The organism is Serratia sp. JSRIV002 (assembly GCF_019968725.1).
Taxonomy (GTDB): Bacteria; Pseudomonadota; Gammaproteobacteria; order Enterobacterales; family Enterobacteriaceae; genus Chania; species Chania fonticola_B.
The window spans coordinates 47,578-68,040 of record NZ_CP074146.1 but is presented as its reverse complement, the minus strand read 5'-3'; the positions used below and the strand labels follow the sequence as shown (position 1 = coordinate 68,040).

The following is a 20,463-nucleotide window of genomic DNA, read 5'->3' as shown; positions in this document are numbered from 1 at the left end:
TTGCGTCTTAGGGAAACAAACCGGCATTTTATCATGTGCTTAATGAAATACATCCAGAAGAACAAACGGCCCCAAAAGGGGCCGCTAAAACAGGAATAGGTGCGCTAGAACTCAACCAGGCTATCGCCCTCCTCTACCTCCCGATCCTGTTCCTCCTCAAACAGCTGCTGTGCTTCGTCATCGAGATCCAGCACAAAGCCTACCTGGCGGAGGGTGTTCACCAGCTCGTATACCGTTGCATCCTCGACCGAACGGACGAAGCCTTGAACCGGGTTAAGATGCGCTGCTGCGACCTCTTCCACCAGCTCCGCCAGGCTAATGTCGCCATGCAGCTCCGGCATGGCCACATCCGTGATACTGCCGGTATCGAATTGAAGAAGCCCTTCCCGGTTATCAAAAGCCATCTTGACGTTAAGCATTGTGCTCCCCCTTAATCAGACCGAGCACGTACTCCATAACACCATCCCCATTCAGTAGCGAATTACCGGCGTAACGCGGCTCGTAGAGACACTGGAAGGCCATAGAGAAGATCTCGGTAGAACGTGTCCCTGCAACGGTTTTTGAGCCGTACAGGCGGCCTATGTAAGGATCGCTAAAGTTGACGTTAATGGCTATTTCCCTCCCGCCAAGATCTATCAAGCCCCCATCCTCTGAAGAGTTAATGAACGCTTTGGCTTTTTCTAGACGGTCTGGATGGCTGTACTCAAAATGATGGCCAACCTCATGCCACAACACTCCCAGGTCAGCGCGTGAACTCAGACACACAGAGCCATCATTTACGCAGGCGGATGCCCTGGCCTTCTCGCGGTAAGTGATCTCCTTAAGCGTTGAAATTCCACCTCGGCAAAGTCGATAAATATCAGTCAGTGCCATCATAAACGCACCATCACCGTGTTTACCGTCAATGGCGGCGATCGCCTTTTTGCTTATCTTGATGCCCTTGATCCACTCGGCAGCTTCCGCCTCAGTAACATCGGAGCGGTCTATTATGTCCTGCGCCACTGACCACAGCTTTTCACAGAGCTGATTAGTAGCTCGCTGATGGTGTTCAGCCATATCCGCCAGCTCGTTGAGGATCTCGCCAACCAGGGGGCTATCAGCACTAACTGCCGACGCATGCTGACGGATGCTCTGTGGTTGATACCTTTCGAGCCACGGCGTTATGGATACACGCTTACCATATGCTTTCCCGAATACAGCCTTTTCCCTGACCGGAGCCAACGCCTGGAGGTTTGGGAATACGGTACGTAGTTCGTAAGGAAGCGATTTCACGACTAAATTGTCCCTTTCTGACAATTTGTAGATGTTGGCCTTAATTTTTTCCACGCTTTCGGCATGCTGCGCCCTGGTATCCGAGACATCATCCGCTACGCCACCAACTGCCATTAACTCCCGACCTAACTCCACGTCCTTGATCACCTCAAAATAGGCTGACGTGGCGCTTAGAGCGCTTTCCCCCTTATCCGACGAGGCCTTTACCACTGCTCTATGTACATCAATCGGTGGATATTGAGGCAGCATGAGCTCCATTGCTGATACATAGCCGTGCGTCAAAGTCCGGGAACGACCAATAACCTTCTTAATTACCGGATAGGCTTCACGGGCCGCGGCTATCACCTTCGGGCGTTCCGCAGCGTTGGCCATGACCAGCTGGATCAGATCATGGAGCTGGAAAATCTGGCCAGAATTGAAGAGAGCCGACCAATCTGCTTGCTTGAACAGATGGGCGCTATGGAATGATTTAAGATCGTAAAGGCTGTACCTCCCATATTTTGCAGTGAACTCATCAAGTTTCTTACCCAGAATGCTGGCTGTTAACACCTGGTACCGCTTCAATGCTGCGGCATCACCGAGCGCCGTCATTATCAGCGTCCTGATTGCTGCCTGTACGGCTGCACCCAGTGTTTCAACCGAGCCGGTGCTGTCCAAAGTGAGCGCCTCAATGATTCGCTTCATACCCTGCACGTTACTGGCATTTCTCAGCACCGGCAGTACAGGGTCGCCCCCCTTTTTTGACGATTCAAAAAGCGCCCCCGCAAACCCCTTGCCGCCCTCAGCTTCCATCTGCTCGGATACCAACTGCAGGACTTCCTGGAGCGATACGCTACCGCCACCAAACATGTCGCCCATCGCCTGCTGCTGGTGGATCAGTTCGTCATTGATACGCTCGGCCATCAGCTTGAAAGCCCGGCCCATGCGTTTGGCCGAGCGGTTGTTGCCGACTATAAAGATCGCCAAGGCCTTCGCCTCATCCGTGGCCTCTTCGAACATCCCCACCTGGGCGATCACGTCCTGGATGTGCTGGCCAGTTTCCTTAGACTGCCGTACCAGGTCGATCGCATCTTTCAGGGCACTGAGCGCGGTTTCGTTGAGGGCGGTAGCCTCACCGGCACCATCCACCAGCGATCCCACGGTATCGCGATGCACATCGCCTGATAGCATCACCATCTGGGCAAAGTCGCTGGCGGCCGCGTTAAGCGCGGTTAAAACGTTGCGCATATCGGGATCTGGCTCTTCGGATACCAGCTTAACCAGGCGGCTATCCTTGTAGGCCTTGGCAAAAATGCTGTTCTGCATCCGATCGATGAGCTGCCGAGTTGGGCGCCCATCTTCCGTCAATAGCCCGGCAGAAGCGGTGGCCCCTATTTCCTCCATGAAAGCCTTAACGAATGCAGCGTTTGAGAACGCCAGCAGATCACCGCTTTCTGAAGGGGCAAACAGCTGCATCATCGCCGGTGTAATGCTCTCGGCATCCACGAAAGCTTTCTCGCTGGCGGCCATCTCTTGGATATCTGACAGGTTGGAGTCTTTGGCAAACTGCACGCGGTCGACGTCGGTCAATCGACGGCGCACCAGGATCGGCCGCTCCATCCGCTCGACGTCACTGGCCCGAATGCCATAATCGCGAGCATGCTTGATCAGGAATGCCCGGTAATCGTCTGCCCCACCCTCCGCGTAGGCCCGGATTATGCCCATGCTGCGGCCGTTACCGGACTCAACCGCGTTATCTTCACCGATGATCGGTGCTCCGTGGCTCGATAGCCCGGAGTCGGTCAGTTGCGCTGGCCGTAATGAGCGTGAGATTTTGTTTACCTGGAGCTTGCTGGAAAACCGAGTGCGATCGCGTGGCTGGAGTTCCTGCGGATAGGCCTCATTAATACGGCCATCGAGGTGATTAGAAATAAGCAATTCTGACGCATCAACCACTTCAAACTGTGTTTTTACTTCCTCCCCTTTACCGGTCACCACATAGGACTTCCGGCCGCCCCCAAACGCCTTCCTTATCACATCCACCAGCGCCTTAATGCTGGTGGTCATCTGGATTTTTTTTATAACGGTCTGCATTACTTTATCCAAATAAAACCCGCTCTCAGGCGGGTTGGTATGTTGCTTACGCCGCTTCGGGGTGGTTCTGTCTTACCCAATTTGACGCACCGATCTGTACATCTTCAAAGCTCAAATACTCACCGACGAAGGCAGTCAAATCGTCCAACACGTCGATAAATTTAGCCTTCTCCGAGCTGTCGTATTTCCCCTCCAAAAACTCCGCCACAACGTGAGGCCTGGTATCATTTTTTTCGGGTTCCGGCGGCACTGGTGCTGCCTTGGCAGCGCCATAACCCAGCTTCGTCATCACTTCATCGATAAGATCGTCGCAGTCCAACTTATCCAGGCCTTTCGCGGCCGCTGACTTACGCATCAGCTCATCTAGTCGGTCGGTCAGATCGAGCCGTTCCAATGCTGATAATTTCATGCTGCCCCCTCACGCTGGATTGCGGCGAGCAGATCGGACAAATGCTGTGCCGCGTCATTCACCAGGCTTTCGTTTTCGTCATACCGGCCAGCACTGGTCAACGCTGCGATCGCCTGCCGCGTTCTTGCTCGAGCTTCACGGATCTCGTCCATGTCGCTAGATTGCAGCGATACAACGCCATTCAGGTAATCAATAGCCTGGCTGGCGGCCGCGTCAGCTTCACTTACCTGCGGATCTGGTACCGGCTCAGGTACTGGTTCGGGGGCTGGTGGCTCCGGGGCCGGTTCTGGCGCTGGTTTGGGTGCCGGTGGCTCCGGGGCCGGTTCTGGCGCTGGTTTGGGTACCGGTGGCTCCGGGGCCGGTTCTGGCGCTGGCGGTTCTGCGGCCGGTGCAGCTGGAGAAACCTCTTTGAACAATGCCTCTAAAGCCCCGAGAGGCGATGTGCGCTGAGAAAGACCAATAAGCCGCAAATCACCAATAACCCCTCCCAACGAAATGCCCGCCGGAATTTCACCAGCATGGACGCCACCTTTTCTTAGATAATCGCGTAAGAAGTCTTCGCTGGTCGCGTGAGGATCGCGGCCTTTTAGCTGAGCGATTATTGGCCTTAAAAAATCAAGGTTTGCCATAGCCTGGATCTCTTCATCGGTCAGTTGAAGGTTCACCAGCTCGTAGTCATAAATCTTTTCAGCACTCAATGGGCCGTCATACACCGCAACACCGTACCGAATGTCACTATCGTTGAATTTACGCGGGGTTTTTATTCCCAAGGCTTGAAAACCCTCACGATCATGAGTCCTAATAGCGCCACCAGGCCGCCAGTTAGGGCGCGCTTTCATGCCGTAATACCACTCCCGCGCAGGGTTAACACCCAGGCGAGCTTCAGCTTGCGGATCGATGTACACAAGGTCTGGGAATACCCGTTTTTCCTCGTCTGTCAGCTGAAGCTCTACCAGATGATATTCGGCAATTTCATCCGCACTCAGCTGACGGCTAACCACCAGAACGCCATGCTGAATATCACTATCATCGAACTCACGAGATAGCTGGATTGCCTTTCCCTTGAAGTCAATTTGGCTATATGACCCCGTTACGCCGCGAGGCCACTGAGTCATATTAAGACTGACCTTCTTGCCGTAATACCATGTTCCGGTGGGTTTCACTGGCGTGTCGTCCGTTTTTTCTGGCTGCGGGGCTTCGGGTTGAGTCGATAGGGCTTCCATGCCAGCTTTAGTCAGAACCTGCCCGTTCTTAACAAAAACGTAGATGTATTGCAGACCTGAAATGCGGAAATATGAATACTGGTAGCCAGCTGCGATCGCTGCCTTGAACTTTGCCTTACTTTCTACAGCTGCGGCCGACGGGCCTTGGCCATCAATGGATACGGATCCACTTAAGGAGATGGAATCAGCGTTGCTCTGCGAGTACCAAATCGGGTTATCACCAGATATCGATGCCTTTTTTAACGTGGGATTCATAGCCCCCGTTTGAACATCGACAAGCGGGATGGTGTGGCCGTTCGCTGCGGTACTGTCGCCATTTTCTGGAGCGCTGGGCTCTTGGCCATGCTGTTTGGCCCGCTTTGCCTTCAGGGACTTAATGGCGTTGGCCAGCGTCTCATTTTCAGTGCGCTGACGACCTAAGCTTTTGGTGTAATCTTCGATTTCGGTATCGATATCTGCCAGTTTCGGCGTGATCTCATCGGCCTTGGCCATCTCTTCAACCGCTTGGGTTTCGAGCTTATCTGCCTCTGCTTCCGTTGATTCAACATCGAGCTTGAGCTTGCTGTGTCTCTCCTTACTCTTACCAAACTTCGCGCTATTTTTTTCGACCAGGTTAGAAAGAGCCTGGGCGGTCTGATTTAGTGACATGTCCCGGCCGCCGATCGGCGCTACAACGTGCGTTACGTCTCGCTTATTCAGGAGGAACTTAAACGCCACCAGCACATCTAGCGGCTTCAGCTTCACCTCAGCGGTAGGGCTATGAAACAGCAAAGAAACACTCTGGCCATCGGTAAGCGGGATCTTGGCGGCCATGATGGGGATACCGGCCACTTTGCGCACATTACCGATTTGCGCACCGCCAACGGTACTTGTGCCGGAGTCATCAACACCCGCCTCATCCGTCCCCGCTTTGATGCCCGAGCCGTTCAGGCCGGAGTTGAGGACACGAACGAATGCACGCATCGTATGTGATAGCCGGTTTTTTGTGGTGCTGATCGCTTCAAACATGGCAGTTCTGCCCGCGTCTGCCAGGTACTCGCCAAGAAACGCATCTTCCACTTCTTCGATAGTGACGCTTTCCAGCATTAGCGCCTCCCCCTCCCCTTCTGCCAGGGAAGCATATTCCCCGTCGGTAACAGGGCGTGGATCGAGATCGATTCGATTGACGATCATCACTCCATTGTTCGGATGGTATGGATTGTTCACGCTTCAACCTCCCGTTTTAACGTTTCGTATTCAGTTTTCAGCGTTCTGCCCTGCGCCTGCTCCGCTCGCAGCTTATTTTTCAGCTCCTCTGCTTGGGTGCGCTTGGCCTGCAGATCACTGGTGCGCTCCTTAGCAACAGCCTGCGCTGCGGCGATCTTCTGCTGTGCGCTCTCGATACGCTCCTTTTGTTCAGTAAGGCGCTGCGCATTGGATTTAAGGCCAGTTTTTTGACGCTCTACGGCAACTTTCCCCGCTCTGGCCAGCTTTCTGGCTAAGGACTTGGCAAAAACTCTGGCGTTGGCTGACACCGCGCTGGCGATAATCTTGGCCAAGGCATCGAGATCTTTGGCCCCGGTAAACGGCACTGGTTTTTTATTCAGTGAAATAGCGGAGATGTCGCCGGAGTCATTTACCTGGACTGTTACTTCCTGCTCATCAATCACCTTCATCCCGAAGGTGCGCATGCGGATGCCGTCTTTCTTTCGTGCCGTGCCAGCTGGTGTGATTTTGACGATCTGGGTACCGGCCTTTCCGATCGCCTTTTTCAGCGGCTCCAGGCCTTTTTCGTTGAGATTGTTGAAGTCCAGGACGTGGTAGGTGTTACCGTTTGAAGAGAATAGATTAACGGCCATACAGGCCTGCCTTATCCGCTGGAATGTCGAACACCTTTGTCACGACAGACTGAACCGGGAAGAGGCGATAAAGCGGATTGATCCGGCTATCGCCGTGCGTCATTCGCACAACCAATTCCCAATTGCCATCCTTCAGATAGCGGCGGTTAAAGAAGAGAAACTCCCGCGTTTCCCCTTTTTCAGAGATAAACAGCGATCGGGCTTTGCCGGTGATCACCGTCGTGGGATCTTTCTTGTCGCGTAGGCAGTATTCGACACGGGCACCCTTCACATTCCTGCACGTTGTCTTAAAGCTGACAGGGAAGCGGATCACTTCATCGATGTACTCTTCTTCCCCGATTTTTTGCGCAATTACTTTCCTGCGTTTGAAAAAGTACCGGTCAGCCAGCGCGGCTGTTACCACCAGCACAAGGCATGCTTCACTAATCACGCTATATCCCCTTTTTTATGAAAATGCTTTGTAATGCGACCCAGAGCTTTTCTTTGGCCACAGTTACCGTTTCGCGGCCGTTATTGCTTGCTACCAATACTCCCAAAAGCAAAAGCGGTTCTTCCCAGTGGAGGTGTACGGCCGAGTAATAAGCGATGACGCCAGAAACAAAGGCGATCACTAACTCAGTAAAAAGATTGAACCAGTCACGCTTGATCCGCTCTTCTCGCACCCCCTGGAGATAAACAGCCAGCCCCCCAAGGACTGATAGCAGCACAGCAATAACGAGCGTTTGTGTGCTTGTTGGCACGTTTCCCTCCGGCTCTGTTGATGCAAGACCGAGACTAACAAAAGTGACTTTTCATCCAGGAACGCTGTTTCCTGCAGGAAAAAGAAAAGCGCCCGGAGGCGCTTTGAGAGGAAGGTACAAGTGGAATGGTTACTCCGGGGATTTGGGCCAATCGATGTCCGGCGCGTCACTGGGCTTTATACGATTTATCAGTACCAGGTAAAGCTGCCAGGCAAGTAATTGCTCCTGTTCTTCCTTTAAAGCTATCCCCAGGTCTTGCGCGCCCTGCAACGGAGCAATCATTTTGGTTGCATGGGCTAAGAGCAGTGATTTCTTTCTTGTAACCTCTTCGATCATCTGCTCCTTTGACGGCGGTGGAATATCTACCCAGCAAGGTAAACCATTACTGTCGGCCCCGCGCATTTTCCCTTCTGGCCCCTGCACACAATATTTGTTCCAAATTTCATCACTGATAGGTTTCACATCATCTGGCCAATTTCCGTTGGCTTCATAATTAGGCTTATCTTCTAACATATAGAAAATATTTGTTTTCGCGCTGTATCCGTAATTCACTTCACACTCCTACCGCTGACCAAAATATTACCCGCTCATTATCGCCCAAAGCCGCATTAAACCCACCAGCCGACACGCTTTGTGCTTCCATGTTCATGTTTGAGTCGCCCCAGTGCCCGGCCAGAGTGAGTTGCACATTAAAGCAATCCTGTGTGTAACCCCTTGGGAAATTGACCGGGTTAAGATAGTTATCCCCCCGAACAATCACACCGCCTTGGTGTATAAAGCCAGTGTTCTCATCCTTGTACCACCATGCCTGACGGGTACCTGCAACATTTGATCTACCCCTAATATAATTACTTAAATACCCACCCCAACACGAACCTTCTATATTTCCATCTGGGTGCCATGTCGTACCCACATTATTTTGGATTGCGGGCCATCTCCCACTCAGTTGCAAGGTTCCATCATTTCTAAACTCAGGCCATGCATCTATACCACCGCTGCGAACCCGCCACCGTAGCGCACTGTGTTTTCCAATCGTCTCAAGAAAATACGTTTGTGCGTATTGGTCACCAGCTCCCTGAAGGATCATTCCGTTCGTCTGGTTGTAGTTTTGACCTGCGCTTGTATAGTTATTTATACCTAGTTTTCTAATCCAATCGTTGTTACTAAACGTCAGAGACGTTCCCAGCGTCATTGCACCAGTGGTTACTGACACAGCCATTGGGCGAAAACTGTTGTAACTGCCGTATTGGTCTTTTGGCGCGGTCAGCAGCAGGTATAGCGCTGTTGCATCCTGCCGCCAGAACGAACCGTAATCTCCTGAAACAATGCGGTAGTTATTCGAAGTAGTTGACTGGATCTCTGCGCTAGTTTTTAAAGTTCCGGTAAGGGTGCCGCCGGTCTTCAGCAGGAAACGAGCATCAGCCTCTGTTTTGTTCCAGGCGTTCACGTCACCGGCTACCAGGTTCACGTTAGCTGATAGCGGCTTACCGTTGACCTGGATGGAGCGTAACGCGTACTTTTGCGCAGCCTGGGCATCCGTCAGCGCGCCAACGTCGGCCGCAGTCGGTTTGTTATTTGGCGAGTAAACGCGCTGCCCCGCTTCAATAATTTGAGCATCGGCAGTGATGAAACGACGCATCTGCAAATCGCCATTCCGCACGTTAATAAAACCAGAAACGCCCTGGATCCCCGTCGTAGTGCAGGTATTGGCAAAGCCAATGCCGTACCAGCTTTTCAGCATCAGGTTGTTGGACGTGTACCCGGCGGCATCACTACCGGCTTCTAGATACGTGTTTACGCTACCCAGATGAAGGCCACCAGCAAACCCTGCTCTCCCCTTTACTAATCCGCCGCTGAGCATCAGATAGCGAGCATCGGCCTCGGTTTTATTCCAGGCGTTCACATCACCAGCGACCAGGTTCACGTTAGCCGATAGCGGCTTGCCGTTGACCTGGATGGATCGCAGCGCATATTTCTGCGCGGCCTGGGCATCCGTTAGCGCACCTACGTCGGCCGCCGTCGGCTTAAAGGCCTGGGTATAAACACGATCCCACGTCTCTGTTGCCGCTTCGCCTTTTCTCAATGAGCGCAGGAAAAACTGGGTACTCCCGGATCCGAATGCTAACTGCACATTCCTGAACTCATTAAGCTTAGCCGTCATCAATAAACCCAAGGAAACCGGGTATCCTTTGTTCGCTGCGGTGAGTTGTTGAACGGTAAAACCATCTGCGCGGTTGGCATCATCAGCGGCCACTGCTACGGAGTCCATTGGGAATACAACGCGAGGCGTTCCCAATTCCCCGGTCATTGTCGAGCCCGTAATTGCTACTGCGCCAACATCAACGGCGGTTGGTTTATTTTTCGTATGATAAACAATCCCATTATTCGTTTGATTAGCGTCCGTCCCCCAGGCGAGGTTGTTATTGAGATCGACCCCCAGCCGGTAGAGCGGCTTCCCACCACCGAGCTGGAACCCGATCGAGAGGTTTGCCGTTGCACTCGATCGTTTCAACACCAGGGGAGTGTGTTCAACGCCATCAATTAGCAGAGCCGTATTTTCTGTACCGGTAGATCCTGTTTTGACCGTCAGGTTTTTTACCGTTCCGCCTGACAACATCAGGAAACGTCCATCAGCCTCGGTTTTGTTCCATGCGTTCACGTCACCGGCTACCAGGTTCACGTTAGCTGATAGCGGCTTGCCGTTGACCTGAATGGAGCGCAACGCATATTTCTGAGCGGCCTGGGCATCAGTCAAAGCCCCAACATCGGCAGCCGTTGGTTTGTTCGCTGTGCCATAAAGTACGTTGACGAAGGGTGTGGCAATATTTGAATCACTCGACGCCAAAACAACAGTCTTACCTGACTTATAATCAGAAACTATCAGCGTGTTTGTATCACTCGCGCGACAAAAGACACCGGCCCCGTATTGGGGTATGCTCGTTGTACCTGAACTATTACGTATAAACCCGGCTCCGAGTGCTTTTGCGGCGGTCATCAATGCGCCATCTGTGTTCTCATTTAACGGAGTTCCGCTCCCACCTAGCCCAAACGAACCAACCGCCATCAATTGTCCAATGGAGGTTCCCACATCACGCAGTGCAGCAGACTTTAGGCCCAGGGACTCACGGGATTTAGCTTTGTCAGAAAGATCAGACAAGTTCCTTTCTTTCGCGAGATAGAGGCTATCCACCTTCTCCGCTGTATAGCTGTTACCTGTGTGTAAAATCTCATCCCAGTCACGGAAGTTTTTAGTAGATTCTTTGGTGCGGAAAGCGATACGGCCATCTCTCCATGCCAATTGCATGATGTAAGGCGCGGTCGTGGCAGAAGGCCGCCAAGCGTGATTGATGATCCCGGCAGTACCGATAAAAGGTGGCGATTCTGGTTCATCACTCTTTGTCCAAGTAAACCCGGTAAAGGCATTTGCCCCTGCAATATCGGAAAGCAGGTGTCGCCGGTCGGGCTGCATCAATCCAAGGCCGAAGGCTTTGTCGGCAGTCAAGACTTGGCCAGTTGCTTCCCCGACATTTTGAGTAGCTGACGTCCCCAAACCTAGACTGGTGCGGGATATAGCTTTGTCAGGGAGATCAGCCAAGTTACTGGCCTTAGCCAAGTAGCGGCCATCCGCTTCAGTTTTGTTCCAGGCGTTCACATCACCGGCTACCAGGTTCACGTTAGCTGATAGCGGTTTGCCGTTGACTTGGATGGAACGTAGCGCATATTTCTGCGCGGCTTGGACGTCGGTCAGCGCGCCTACGTCTGCGGCTGTTGGTTTGTTTTTTGTATCATAAACACGCTCCCAAGCTCCCACCGAGCCCGCATCCAAGGTGCGATAGTAAAAGCCGAAATCTTTACGTGAAGCGATCTGAAATGCATAATTCGCCAAAGTTGAATGAGGAATGTTCACCCCCATGTAAACAGACCCTGTAGGTGCTCCATCACCACCGGTCATGAACATTCCTTTTCCACCTGTTAGCGCCGCATTCCAACTAGCACCAGCAGAAAGACTACCAAGGCCAAATGCCCCGACCTCCATCAATTGCCCGCTCGACGTCCCTACATCGCATAATGCGGCAGACTTTAGGCCCAAAGAATCACGGGCTTTGGCTTTATCAGGGAGATCAGCCAAGTTACTGGCCTTGGCCAGGTAGCGGCCATCCGCTTCGGTTTTGTTCCAGGCGTTTACGTCACCGGCTACCAGGTTCACGTTGGCTGATAGCGGCTTACCGTTGACCTGAATAGAGCGCAACGCATATTTCTGCGCAGCCTGGGCGTCGGTCAGTGCGCCAACGTCGGCCGCTGTTGGTTTAAAGGCCTGGGTATAAACACGATCCCACTGGTCTGAAGTTGGATCGTCCTTTCTCAACGAGCGCAGGTAAAACGCGGTATTTCCCGAACCAAACGCTAACTGTACGTTTCTGACCTCGTTAACCTTGGCCGACATCAACGTACCTAATCCACCTGGAACCGGGTACCCTTTATTCGCTGCTGTCAGATTTTCAACTGTAAAGCCATCAGCACGATCCATATCTGTACTGGCATTTGCTTTAGAATCGTTGGGGAACACTACTCGGGGCGTTCCTAGCGCACCAGTCATTGTCCCACCAGCCAGCGGAACGAACGATTTACCGGCTTTGACCGTCAACAGACGGTTTTCTCGGGCATCGTTAATATCATCCGTTGATTCGTAGGACACCCGTAGAGAGAACCGCTTATCCATGTCAATACTGGCAACTGCCACGCTGGTGGCGTTAGCAGCCAGGCTAAGCCGACAAATTTCGATCATGCCATCAACAATGCTTTTCTCATCGTTAACAACCCTCAGTGTCGCGGCTTTAATCTTCGAATTTGTGTCTACCTGGTCGGTTACGACACCCAGCCCGTATTTCGCCTCTAAAACGACAATATTCAGCTTACCGGCGGCGACGGCGACAGTTTGCGCAGTCAACAGTTGCACGGTGATCTGATGACCACTGACGTCTACGGATGCAACACCTGGTCGGGTACCGTTTGGCGAAACGATCACGGCTAGACCGTTACCTGGTGTGACAGAGAAGCCCTGGTAAACACCAGCACCGAATATGCCATAGGCCTTGCGGTTAAATGATGAAGAGGCGTATGGCTCTAAGTATTGAACGTCAGATCTCAGGCCTGTGGATTTTTGCGGCGCGACGATAGTGATACCGCCCGACGTGGTGATCGCAGTCATTATCCAGCCCTCTGATCGATGGTTAATACCGCCGTGAAGGACTTGCCGCGATACAGCGTATCTTGCTGGCAACAGAGCACAGCGTATGCCTTCCCTTCCCCATCGATCAGCATCAACGTATTGAAGTTGTAAGGCGTGTCGGCGGGCAGCAATGCATCCTGCAATGCTGCGCTGATGGTGATCAGGCCATTTTTAGCCGTGCAAATGAGATTACACTCGGCAAACTTCCCCTTTAGGTCGTTCAATGAGTAAGTTGGTGGGATATCGGCGAGATTCCAGCCACCGGCCGGATTCACGGTAACGAGTGCTGATGTGCCGAAGTAGCCTTTGGCCATGACAAATCGCGCTCCCGCTCCGATCTCCGACTCTGCGCGCCGGTTGTAAAAATAATCTAGGAGAGCAGCTCGAAACAGCTTCCCACCAGTTTGAACGGCTTTGATTTCTGCCATGCGTGATCGCCTGCTAATGGTTGGGTTGATTAACTGGCGAGTGTACGTAAAGTGAGTTTTTGAAATGAAATGGCGGGTTAAAACGCGAGCATGGAAAACCAGCCCGCATGGCTGTTAGATTGTGTCTAAATAGATAATTGTCTTTATCTTCCCAACGTCGGCCACCGAGATAGGTAAAATGGCACGATCGATACCTTCAGGGAACACGAAACCGGTGATGCTGCCGGTCGAGAACTCTACGTTGCATCCCCGATAACCAAGCGTCACAAGAGTGGCCACGCTATCGGCAATGATCAGCCTTGCATCTGGCTGCGTCGTCTGGATCATCGGCGTAGGAACGACATCAAGCACCCAGGCATCAAGCCGCATCTCATCCAGGAAGACAGGCGTTGTGTCGAGAGGCCTGGCAATGTTGTTAATTGTCTCTGTAGCCGTTAGCTCGATGGTGAGCGATTCGGGGACTATTTCTGGTTGTAAGCTTTGCAAATACCATGTTCCGCTCTTGATGTCGGAGCTCACGCCAACCAGCGTGATGATGATATTCCTTTCCTCCAACTCGACATTCAGATGATACCCCATCCCGTCAAAAACGATATGTAGCGGGATTAATGGCTTGATAACCATTTTAAATTGCCGCATGAACTCTTCCAGGACTTTTGACGGCTCAGCATCCAAATACGGAGCGTAAAGGTCGTTAAGAACAATATTAATGCGCCCACGGGATGTTAGGAAGAATTCACCATAACTCTCTTTGTAAAGATCCAGATATTCTTCAGTGATAAAAAAGGAACCATAGGGATATTTAACCTGGTCAATCGGCGCATAAAGAGGTTCCCACTTGGCCGTTAAGTTTTTAAACTCCCGCCATAACGTAGCCTCAATAGGGCGCGTAGTACCTTTGAAGTGGATTTCATCAAGGCGTTGAGATAGCAGCACCGGCAGCGAGTCAATATTCTTATTATCGATGTAGAAGAACTTGCCCAACTCCATCATTTTCTTACGTAAATCGTCTTTCTCCATTGAATACAAAGATTTTCTGTTGGCGGTGCGCTCAATCAGAGGCAAGACGACGCTGCTTAACATTGACTGAACTACGTCAGCAAATCCTGCCCAAAGGCCGGATTTTTGCTTTGCTGGCGTCAATTGCTCTTTAAACCAGTTATCCTTCATTACATAGCTCCAAAATCAAGTTCTATTTTAGAATCAGTGACATTCAGATAAATAAAATCATTAAGCGCCGTTACCTGGCTCTGGTTTTTAATTTCAAGCTTGAACTCAGACAATAGTTTGGTGTTTTCGATTATCGCCCACACTTTATTTTCAGAAACATAAGAAGACTCTTCAGAGTAATCATACTCAACGCTATTTGCACCATCTGAATTTTTACGTTCAAATCTATTAGAGTTACGCCCCGCCTTACTCTCTAACTGCTCACGGATCTGCCTCTCCGCCTCGTTTACATCTAGACCTCTTCGCACGCTGCCTTTAACAGATATGGTAAACGGTTTCTCGTTAGAGTTTACGTAAAAGAAATTCGTGTTCAGTTTATTGGGTATTGTTTTAATAGTTGAAATGATCAACTCCCCCAACTGCGCCTGAGAAAATCCTTTTTTATGTCCACAGAAAAAAATTCTGTTTATATTCTCAAGCGATTTAACCCCTGTAGACCTTTCCTGTTCTTCCTCCCCCCACACATTTACCCAATTTAAATTTGGAATATGAGTTCGCAAGAAATGTTTATAGTCCCCATCCCACACCACCTGATTATCATATGCAGTAAAGTATTGTGCGCGCAGTCTCGTTTCTTCTGTTGACTCATACCCTGCCCCATTGGTGATAGGCGCATCCGTTTTGATCTCTATCTTACCGGCCAGCGAAGAGGACTCAGCATACGGCGTCAGTGACTGCCCCTGAACCAGCGTAATGTCTCCCTCACTTAGCCAAACGTCTAAGATCACCTGCTCGCCGCTTGCAGGCATTTTCCCTGTTGAACCGTCGCCAAACCGCACACCTATCTGTTCCGTTGGCCGGTAAAACTTCACATAGTCTCGGCTATCTTTGTTGGAAAGGCGGAATTGATGGTTTTCTTTCCATTGCTGCAAAACGCCTTTTTCCGTGACGAACACATCAATATCAACACATCGTTTTGTCATGTCTTTGGACAAGGTGAATGTCAAAAACTCAGTTTCCTTGGGAACGTCGAAAACAACTCGCTCACGCTCCAACTGCTTTGTGGCCACCCCGGTCTTTACTTCTCCTGGCTTCAGGATCACCGGCTCCATAAGCATATAGCGCTTTTGCTCATCTGATATGAGATTGGTGTAGATTGCCAATGACAGCGATTGCTGGGTCTTGTTCGTTACCGTGGAAGTTCCGTAAGACGGTTTAATCTGGCGGGCGACGTACCCGCGATCTTCTGCGGCTGCGAGGATAGATGTACGTTTTGACGCTGTACTGATAAAACCTTCAGTTAACTCTTTTTCCGCAGCCGTCTGACTGGCATAAATAACCTGGCTGGCCATGATCGCCAGCATGTTCATAAACTGGCTATTAACAAAACGACGCCACCACATGTTCCCTTCGATAAGGGTCGTGAACTTATCTAATATTTCTTGAAAAGTCATTGTGCTATTCCTTTTTCAGCGTCCACATCAGTTCATCATCGGGGATGCCGATGATCAGAACAAAAGTATCAATTTCAACGGGCTCTATCCTGATCCCTTCCAGGGTCAGATCTGCAATATCCGTCATCATCTTGATAATGATGTCGTTCTCCATGGCCACGAGCGTATGCACGCTGTCCAGCGTCTCATGTTTGTACTTGGCCAAGGGATTACCAAAGGAGGGGTACCCGTACACGCTGCCTTCGGGCGTATGAAGCCAGTCTTCTATGCGAGCCTGCATGGCTTCAACATCACCCAGCTTGACCGTAACCCCCTCCCCTGTTACGCGGAGAAGGCTGTCTATTTCATTCATTTCTACACCTGAATACACAGAGGGAATGGAACCATAATTTAGGCGAAGTGAGTTATTGACGGCCCTGGCCGATTGCCGCCCTGTGGCAAGGGGATGAATACTTCACAAGTAAGAAGTAAGAAGTAAGAAGTAAGAAGTAATACTTATGAAATATGAAGTATGATTTATGAAGTGTGAATTATGAATTATGATAATTAAGTGTGAAATATGAAGTGTGAAGTATGAGTAAGCGCGGCATCCTTGCCGCGACTTACGTTAGCCAAACAGCCTTTCAAGGGCGCTATCAGATATCTCTACCGGCACTTCAGCGCGTGGTACGGGCTGCGGGCTGTGCGTTGTAGCATTAACATTACCGCTCGTTTCCTTAGTCTCGGGCTTCATGTTGAGCTGCTTCTCGACTCCCTTTGCTATGCGCTCCAACAAGCTGGCTATGGAGTCATCACTGTTTCGAGATTCGTTATCACGCTGGTATACCGGCGCAACCCCGCTCGCCGCCAGGTTCGGCACAACCGGTGGAGGAGTGCTCTGGAAAGCACCGATCGCTTGCTGTGTCAGGCTATTGGATTTTTCGCCTAACATGCCGGATACCGTGTCGCTTAAAAACGAAAGTGGCGTATTGGCCATTAACTCGGATACCACAGAGGAAACACCACCGCCGACAGTATCGCCAGCTGTCGCAGCAAAGGATCCCAGCGGATTATCGATATCCACGCCGACTGATTGCAGGACATTGCGTGCAGTCCCTTCTAGAGCGGTTTTGCTGGACTCGAAGACTACATCACTGAAACCATCCCACCAGCTGCTACCACCGGCGTCTGCGATGTTTTGCGGCGTTCCTTGCCCCCCTGGTTGTACCTTTTGCACTTTCTTAACGCTGCTGTACGGAACAACGCCCATCGGCAAACTTCGGGTGCCGTCGACAACAGGGGGCTGACGCTCCCCAATCCCAGCGGCTACGCCAGGGGCGCTATCATAGCTGGTGGTTTGTTGCTTTCTCTGAAGCGCGCCAATGGCATCAGGCGCTTTCGAAGCAGTTTGCAACCCTGGTGGCAACTTGGCACCAACAGGTAACGTAAGCCCACGATCTGGTGCGACAACAGCCAACCCGTCGACGTTGAACAAATCTGTCAGGGCCGAGTCGCTTTTACCAGCCAACTCCCCCAGGTACGTTGTAGCAGTGTCATATCCACTTACAGCGGCCCCAGCAACCTCACTTACAAGCTCGCTGGTACGGGAGCCAACAGAGCGCTTCTCTGGGCGGGAGAACTGATCTTTGTGAGAAATAGCAGCCAGGCCTTCAGCCTGCCGCTTCTCGTTAATTTTACCCAATGTTTCCGGGTTAAACTCACCAACCCATTTGCGGCCAGAACGCTGACCGATTGCGTTCTTGATGAATTCGTCAGAAACCTGCGGAGCTCCCCCCTCAATAGTAGCTACCTGCCGCATTACTTTTGTCATCACGTCGGCATTGGCCAGGTCGAGCCGATCGCTTTCTCTGACACCCAATGTTTTTGACAGCTGTTTAATATAACCTTCGGTATCGTTCTCATCCTTAGGCGCAAACTTGGTGATGATCCCACGAACAGTATCGAGCTTCTGGTATCCAACAGCTTTAGACGTGCCTTCAGCATAGCTACTAAGCTGATTGGCCAGGGCGCGGAATCCCTCTTCCGGAGAGTCGAACTTGGCGAACCGCTGTTCACCTTTCGCATTAGGCGCTTCTAACTCAGCCCCCTCTTGGCCAACAAACTGTAGGTTCCCGAAGTTGTTGTTTCTAAACGTTCTATTCCGAGCGTTTGCACCGCCAATATTCAAATCGTTTGAGACGTTATTTGTCTGGGGAACCTTTATCTGCGGTACCGTGCTTACTGCTGAACCCACTCCCTGTACCGGAGCCACCACCCCTTGCACTGCGGGTTGTTCTCCCTGGGCTGGATTCTCGCCACCCGGCCCGGAGAACATGCCCTTCAGCGATTTATCCAGCTCCTTAACCGCATCGGCCGTTTTATTCGCACCGGCACGTATAGCATCGATGACCTGGCCATCTTTCCCTGGGTCGAAGAAACTTTTAACGCTATTGATGCCGTTATCGATAGACTTATCGATCTCACTCACACGGGTATCAATAGCTTGTGCAATATCGCTTGTGCTGAACGTCAAGCTCTCAGCTACACCATCCAAGCCAACCGCGCGTGCCCCATCAGCAAGAAGGCCTGAAGCACCGGAAACCAGCCCGCCCATATCGACTATGTTCGCTGCGGCATATTCGGTCTTGTGGCGGCCCGAAACCTTTTGGTCGTCGGCTAATTTAAATGTGCTCCGCTGCGCTTCCTCGTCAGCGTAACCATCTGCAGCATCCAGGCCTGCGCCGATCACCGTCCCGATGATTGGGATCGCTTTGAGCGCGCCCTTGGCTGCAAGCTTGCCCGCGGCTTTCCCTGCGAGCTTTTCACCAGCTGCTTTCCCCGTAGACTCAGTGGCAACCTTGGCCGCCGTGGTTGCCGCTGCGCTGGCTGGAGCTTGTGCTGCTGTAGTGGCAGCCTTAGCCGCTGCTGTACTGGTACCGGCTGCTGCTGCGCCGGTTGCCGTCTTGGCCGCCGTGGTAGCGGCTACGCCTGCCGCACCTGCCGCACCTGCCGCGACGCCTGTAGACACTTTGGCAGCTGTGGTAGCTGCTGCGCCAGCTGGCACCCTGGTCGCAGTGGTAATGCGTGCTCTGGCACGCCCACGCTTAGAACGGGAAGATTTTCGACGTTTCGGCTCTTTCTTTTTTGGCTCAGGCTTATCTATTTCGGCCGCATCATCATTTGCGCCGCCGCTAAATACGCCCTTTATCGCTCCGTAGGTACCTGCCGCTAATCCACCGGCCCCGGCCGCTATTTTGGCCAGCTTTCCGCCTTTTGCCTTCGGCCTGCCAGCCTTGGTTCTTGGTTTAGCTTTGTCTGGTGTGCCACCAGCTGAAGACCGGCCACGCCCACCCCTTGATGTAGTTGATCCAGGGCCAACACCAGCCAGGCGTTTAAACAGCTTAACGAGCGCCCCTCCGCCGAGGGCCATAGCAATGCCGCTCATGATCCGGGAGCCTAGCGCTCTCCCAATAGCGCGGCCGCCGAGCGCAGAAAGAATGCTTCCAATTATGCCCCGGCCACCGCCAGCGCCTTTCGATGACTTATCGCGTATATCTCCCAGAATCCGAATGATCTCTTCATCGGATTTAGCAAGCTGCTCCTGCTGTGACGTCAGTACAGACACAACCTTGTTAGTGGTGTTTGAACTGTAAGCCTGTTGCGATTTTGTGGGCGCACTTGCCGACGCCATACCAGGGAACCTAAGCGGCTCTCCTGAAATAGCGCTGGCCCGTTCTTTGCGCTTATCTCGCCATTCTTTGAGGCTTACGACGCTACTGTTGACACCACCAACCAGGCCTGCGGCCTCTTTACCGGCGCTGTACAGAACACCACCAGCCGCCATGCCTGCCACCTCGCCGGTGGAGCCGTCCCCGCTTTTGTTCGAGAAGAACGCCGAAAGCCGTTTAATCAGGCTCTTTTCCTGGTCATCCTTCTTTTTTTCGGTACCTGCTTCTACTTTATCTCTAGAGACAAACCGGCCACTCGAATCGCGGGGGCCAGTTACGCCGTTATCTGTTTGTTTTTTATTTTTATTTAACCGGTCATAACCGTCATTTAATTGCCATTTTCTTGCCGTGTTTCCGATGACAAAATGATGATTTTCAGTTGCACCACCAGCCATCCCCGTAAGGTTCGAGGTTCCTCCAATGCTTTCCGGTTGCACAATACTGCTAATTGATTGCAATTTACTGTTAATTTCACCAAAACTAGCGGCGGCAACAGATTCCTGGGGAAAAACCCTACCAAAAGATGATTTTTGATTTCCACTATCACCAATCTGCAATATTTCAGGTGATATCGATATTTTCAACTCACCACTGATATTGCGTAAATCATGCAATTGACTTCGATTAACTGATGCTGTTGAAGTGTCGCCACCCCTTTCGCGACGGGCGATACTGGCGAGTATTGAGGCATTGGAGTCTTGCAGCTTGGTTTTATGGCTGTCTGCGCTGCTGGTGGCTATTCTTCCAATGATAGCCCGATGGATATCAGAAAGAACATCCAGCTCTCTGGCGCTGGCGCTCTCGATCGCATCGATGACCAACAGCGTATCTGAAGCGTTTATCTGTCGTGCTGGCATTATCATTTCCCTGACGAGTTTTTAATCATTTGAACCAGAGCATCAAGAATCTTGAATGCACG

General features: G+C 51.7%; 14 protein-coding genes. All 14 read right to left on the bottom strand.

Annotated features, from left to right (window positions below; genetic code table 11):
- Positions 1-104: 104 nt before the first annotated feature.
- Entirely contained in the window at positions 105-419 is a 315-nt protein-coding gene (locus tag KGP26_RS30150; protein ID WP_223665797.1) for a hypothetical protein, read from the bottom strand.
- Entirely contained in the window at positions 412-3,345 is a 2,934-nt protein-coding gene (locus KGP26_RS30145; RefSeq protein ID WP_223665796.1) for a hypothetical protein, read from the bottom strand. Before KGP26_RS30145 ends, KGP26_RS30150 begins: the two co-directional genes overlap by 8 nt.
- 46 nt (positions 3,346-3,391) lie before the next feature.
- A complete protein-coding gene (locus KGP26_RS30140) occupies positions 3,392-3,754 on the bottom strand; it encodes a ddrA (protein ID WP_223665795.1) in 363 nt (120 codons plus the stop codon).
- Positions 3,751-6,183 (bottom strand): hypothetical protein, encoded by a 2,433-nt coding sequence (locus KGP26_RS30135; RefSeq protein WP_223665794.1) that lies wholly within the window; start codon positions 6,181-6,183, stop codon positions 3,751-3,753. The genes KGP26_RS30140 and KGP26_RS30135 overlap by 4 nt, the downstream gene beginning before the upstream one ends.
- The gene (locus KGP26_RS30130) at positions 6,180-6,815 is read right to left on the bottom strand and encodes a hypothetical protein (protein WP_223665793.1); all 636 of its coding nucleotides are present in this window, start codon (positions 6,813-6,815) and stop codon (positions 6,180-6,182) included. The genes KGP26_RS30135 and KGP26_RS30130 overlap by 4 nt, the downstream gene beginning before the upstream one ends.
- Positions 6,805-7,245 (bottom strand): hypothetical protein, encoded by a 441-nt coding sequence (locus KGP26_RS30125; RefSeq protein ID WP_223665792.1) that lies wholly within the window; start codon positions 7,243-7,245, stop codon positions 6,805-6,807. Before KGP26_RS30125 ends, KGP26_RS30130 begins: the two co-directional genes overlap by 11 nt.
- A gap of 1 nt (position 7,246) precedes the next feature.
- Complete coding sequence (locus KGP26_RS30120) at positions 7,247-7,555, bottom strand: phage holin family protein (protein WP_223665791.1); 309 nt, start codon at positions 7,553-7,555, stop codon at positions 7,247-7,249.
- 129 nt (positions 7,556-7,684) lie between these two features.
- A complete protein-coding gene (locus KGP26_RS30115; protein ID WP_223665790.1) occupies positions 7,685-8,107 on the bottom strand; it encodes a tail fiber assembly protein in 423 nt (140 codons plus the stop codon).
- Between the two features lies 1 nt (position 8,108).
- On the bottom strand, positions 8,109-12,764 hold the full coding sequence (locus KGP26_RS30110) for a hypothetical protein (protein WP_223665789.1): 4,656 nt from the start codon (positions 12,762-12,764) through the stop codon (positions 8,109-8,111).
- On the bottom strand, positions 12,764-13,213 hold the full coding sequence (locus KGP26_RS30105) for a phage tail protein (RefSeq protein ID WP_223665788.1): 450 nt from the start codon (positions 13,211-13,213) through the stop codon (positions 12,764-12,766). The genes KGP26_RS30110 and KGP26_RS30105 overlap by 1 nt, the downstream gene beginning before the upstream one ends.
- Positions 13,214-13,327: 114 nt before the next feature.
- The gene (locus KGP26_RS30100; RefSeq protein ID WP_223665787.1) at positions 13,328-14,383 is read right to left on the bottom strand and encodes a phage tail protein; all 1,056 of its coding nucleotides are present in this window, start codon (positions 14,381-14,383) and stop codon (positions 13,328-13,330) included.
- Entirely contained in the window at positions 14,383-15,837 is a 1,455-nt protein-coding gene (locus tag KGP26_RS30095) for a baseplate protein (RefSeq protein WP_223665786.1), read from the bottom strand. The genes KGP26_RS30100 and KGP26_RS30095 overlap by 1 nt, the downstream gene beginning before the upstream one ends.
- 4 nt (positions 15,838-15,841) lie before the next feature.
- A complete protein-coding gene (locus KGP26_RS30090; RefSeq protein ID WP_223665785.1) occupies positions 15,842-16,189 on the bottom strand; it encodes a hypothetical protein in 348 nt (115 codons plus the stop codon).
- A gap of 255 nt (positions 16,190-16,444) precedes the next feature.
- The gene (locus tag KGP26_RS30085) at positions 16,445-20,401 is read right to left on the bottom strand and encodes a hypothetical protein (protein WP_223665784.1); all 3,957 of its coding nucleotides are present in this window, start codon (positions 20,399-20,401) and stop codon (positions 16,445-16,447) included.
- Positions 20,402-20,463: the final 62 nt, after the last annotated feature.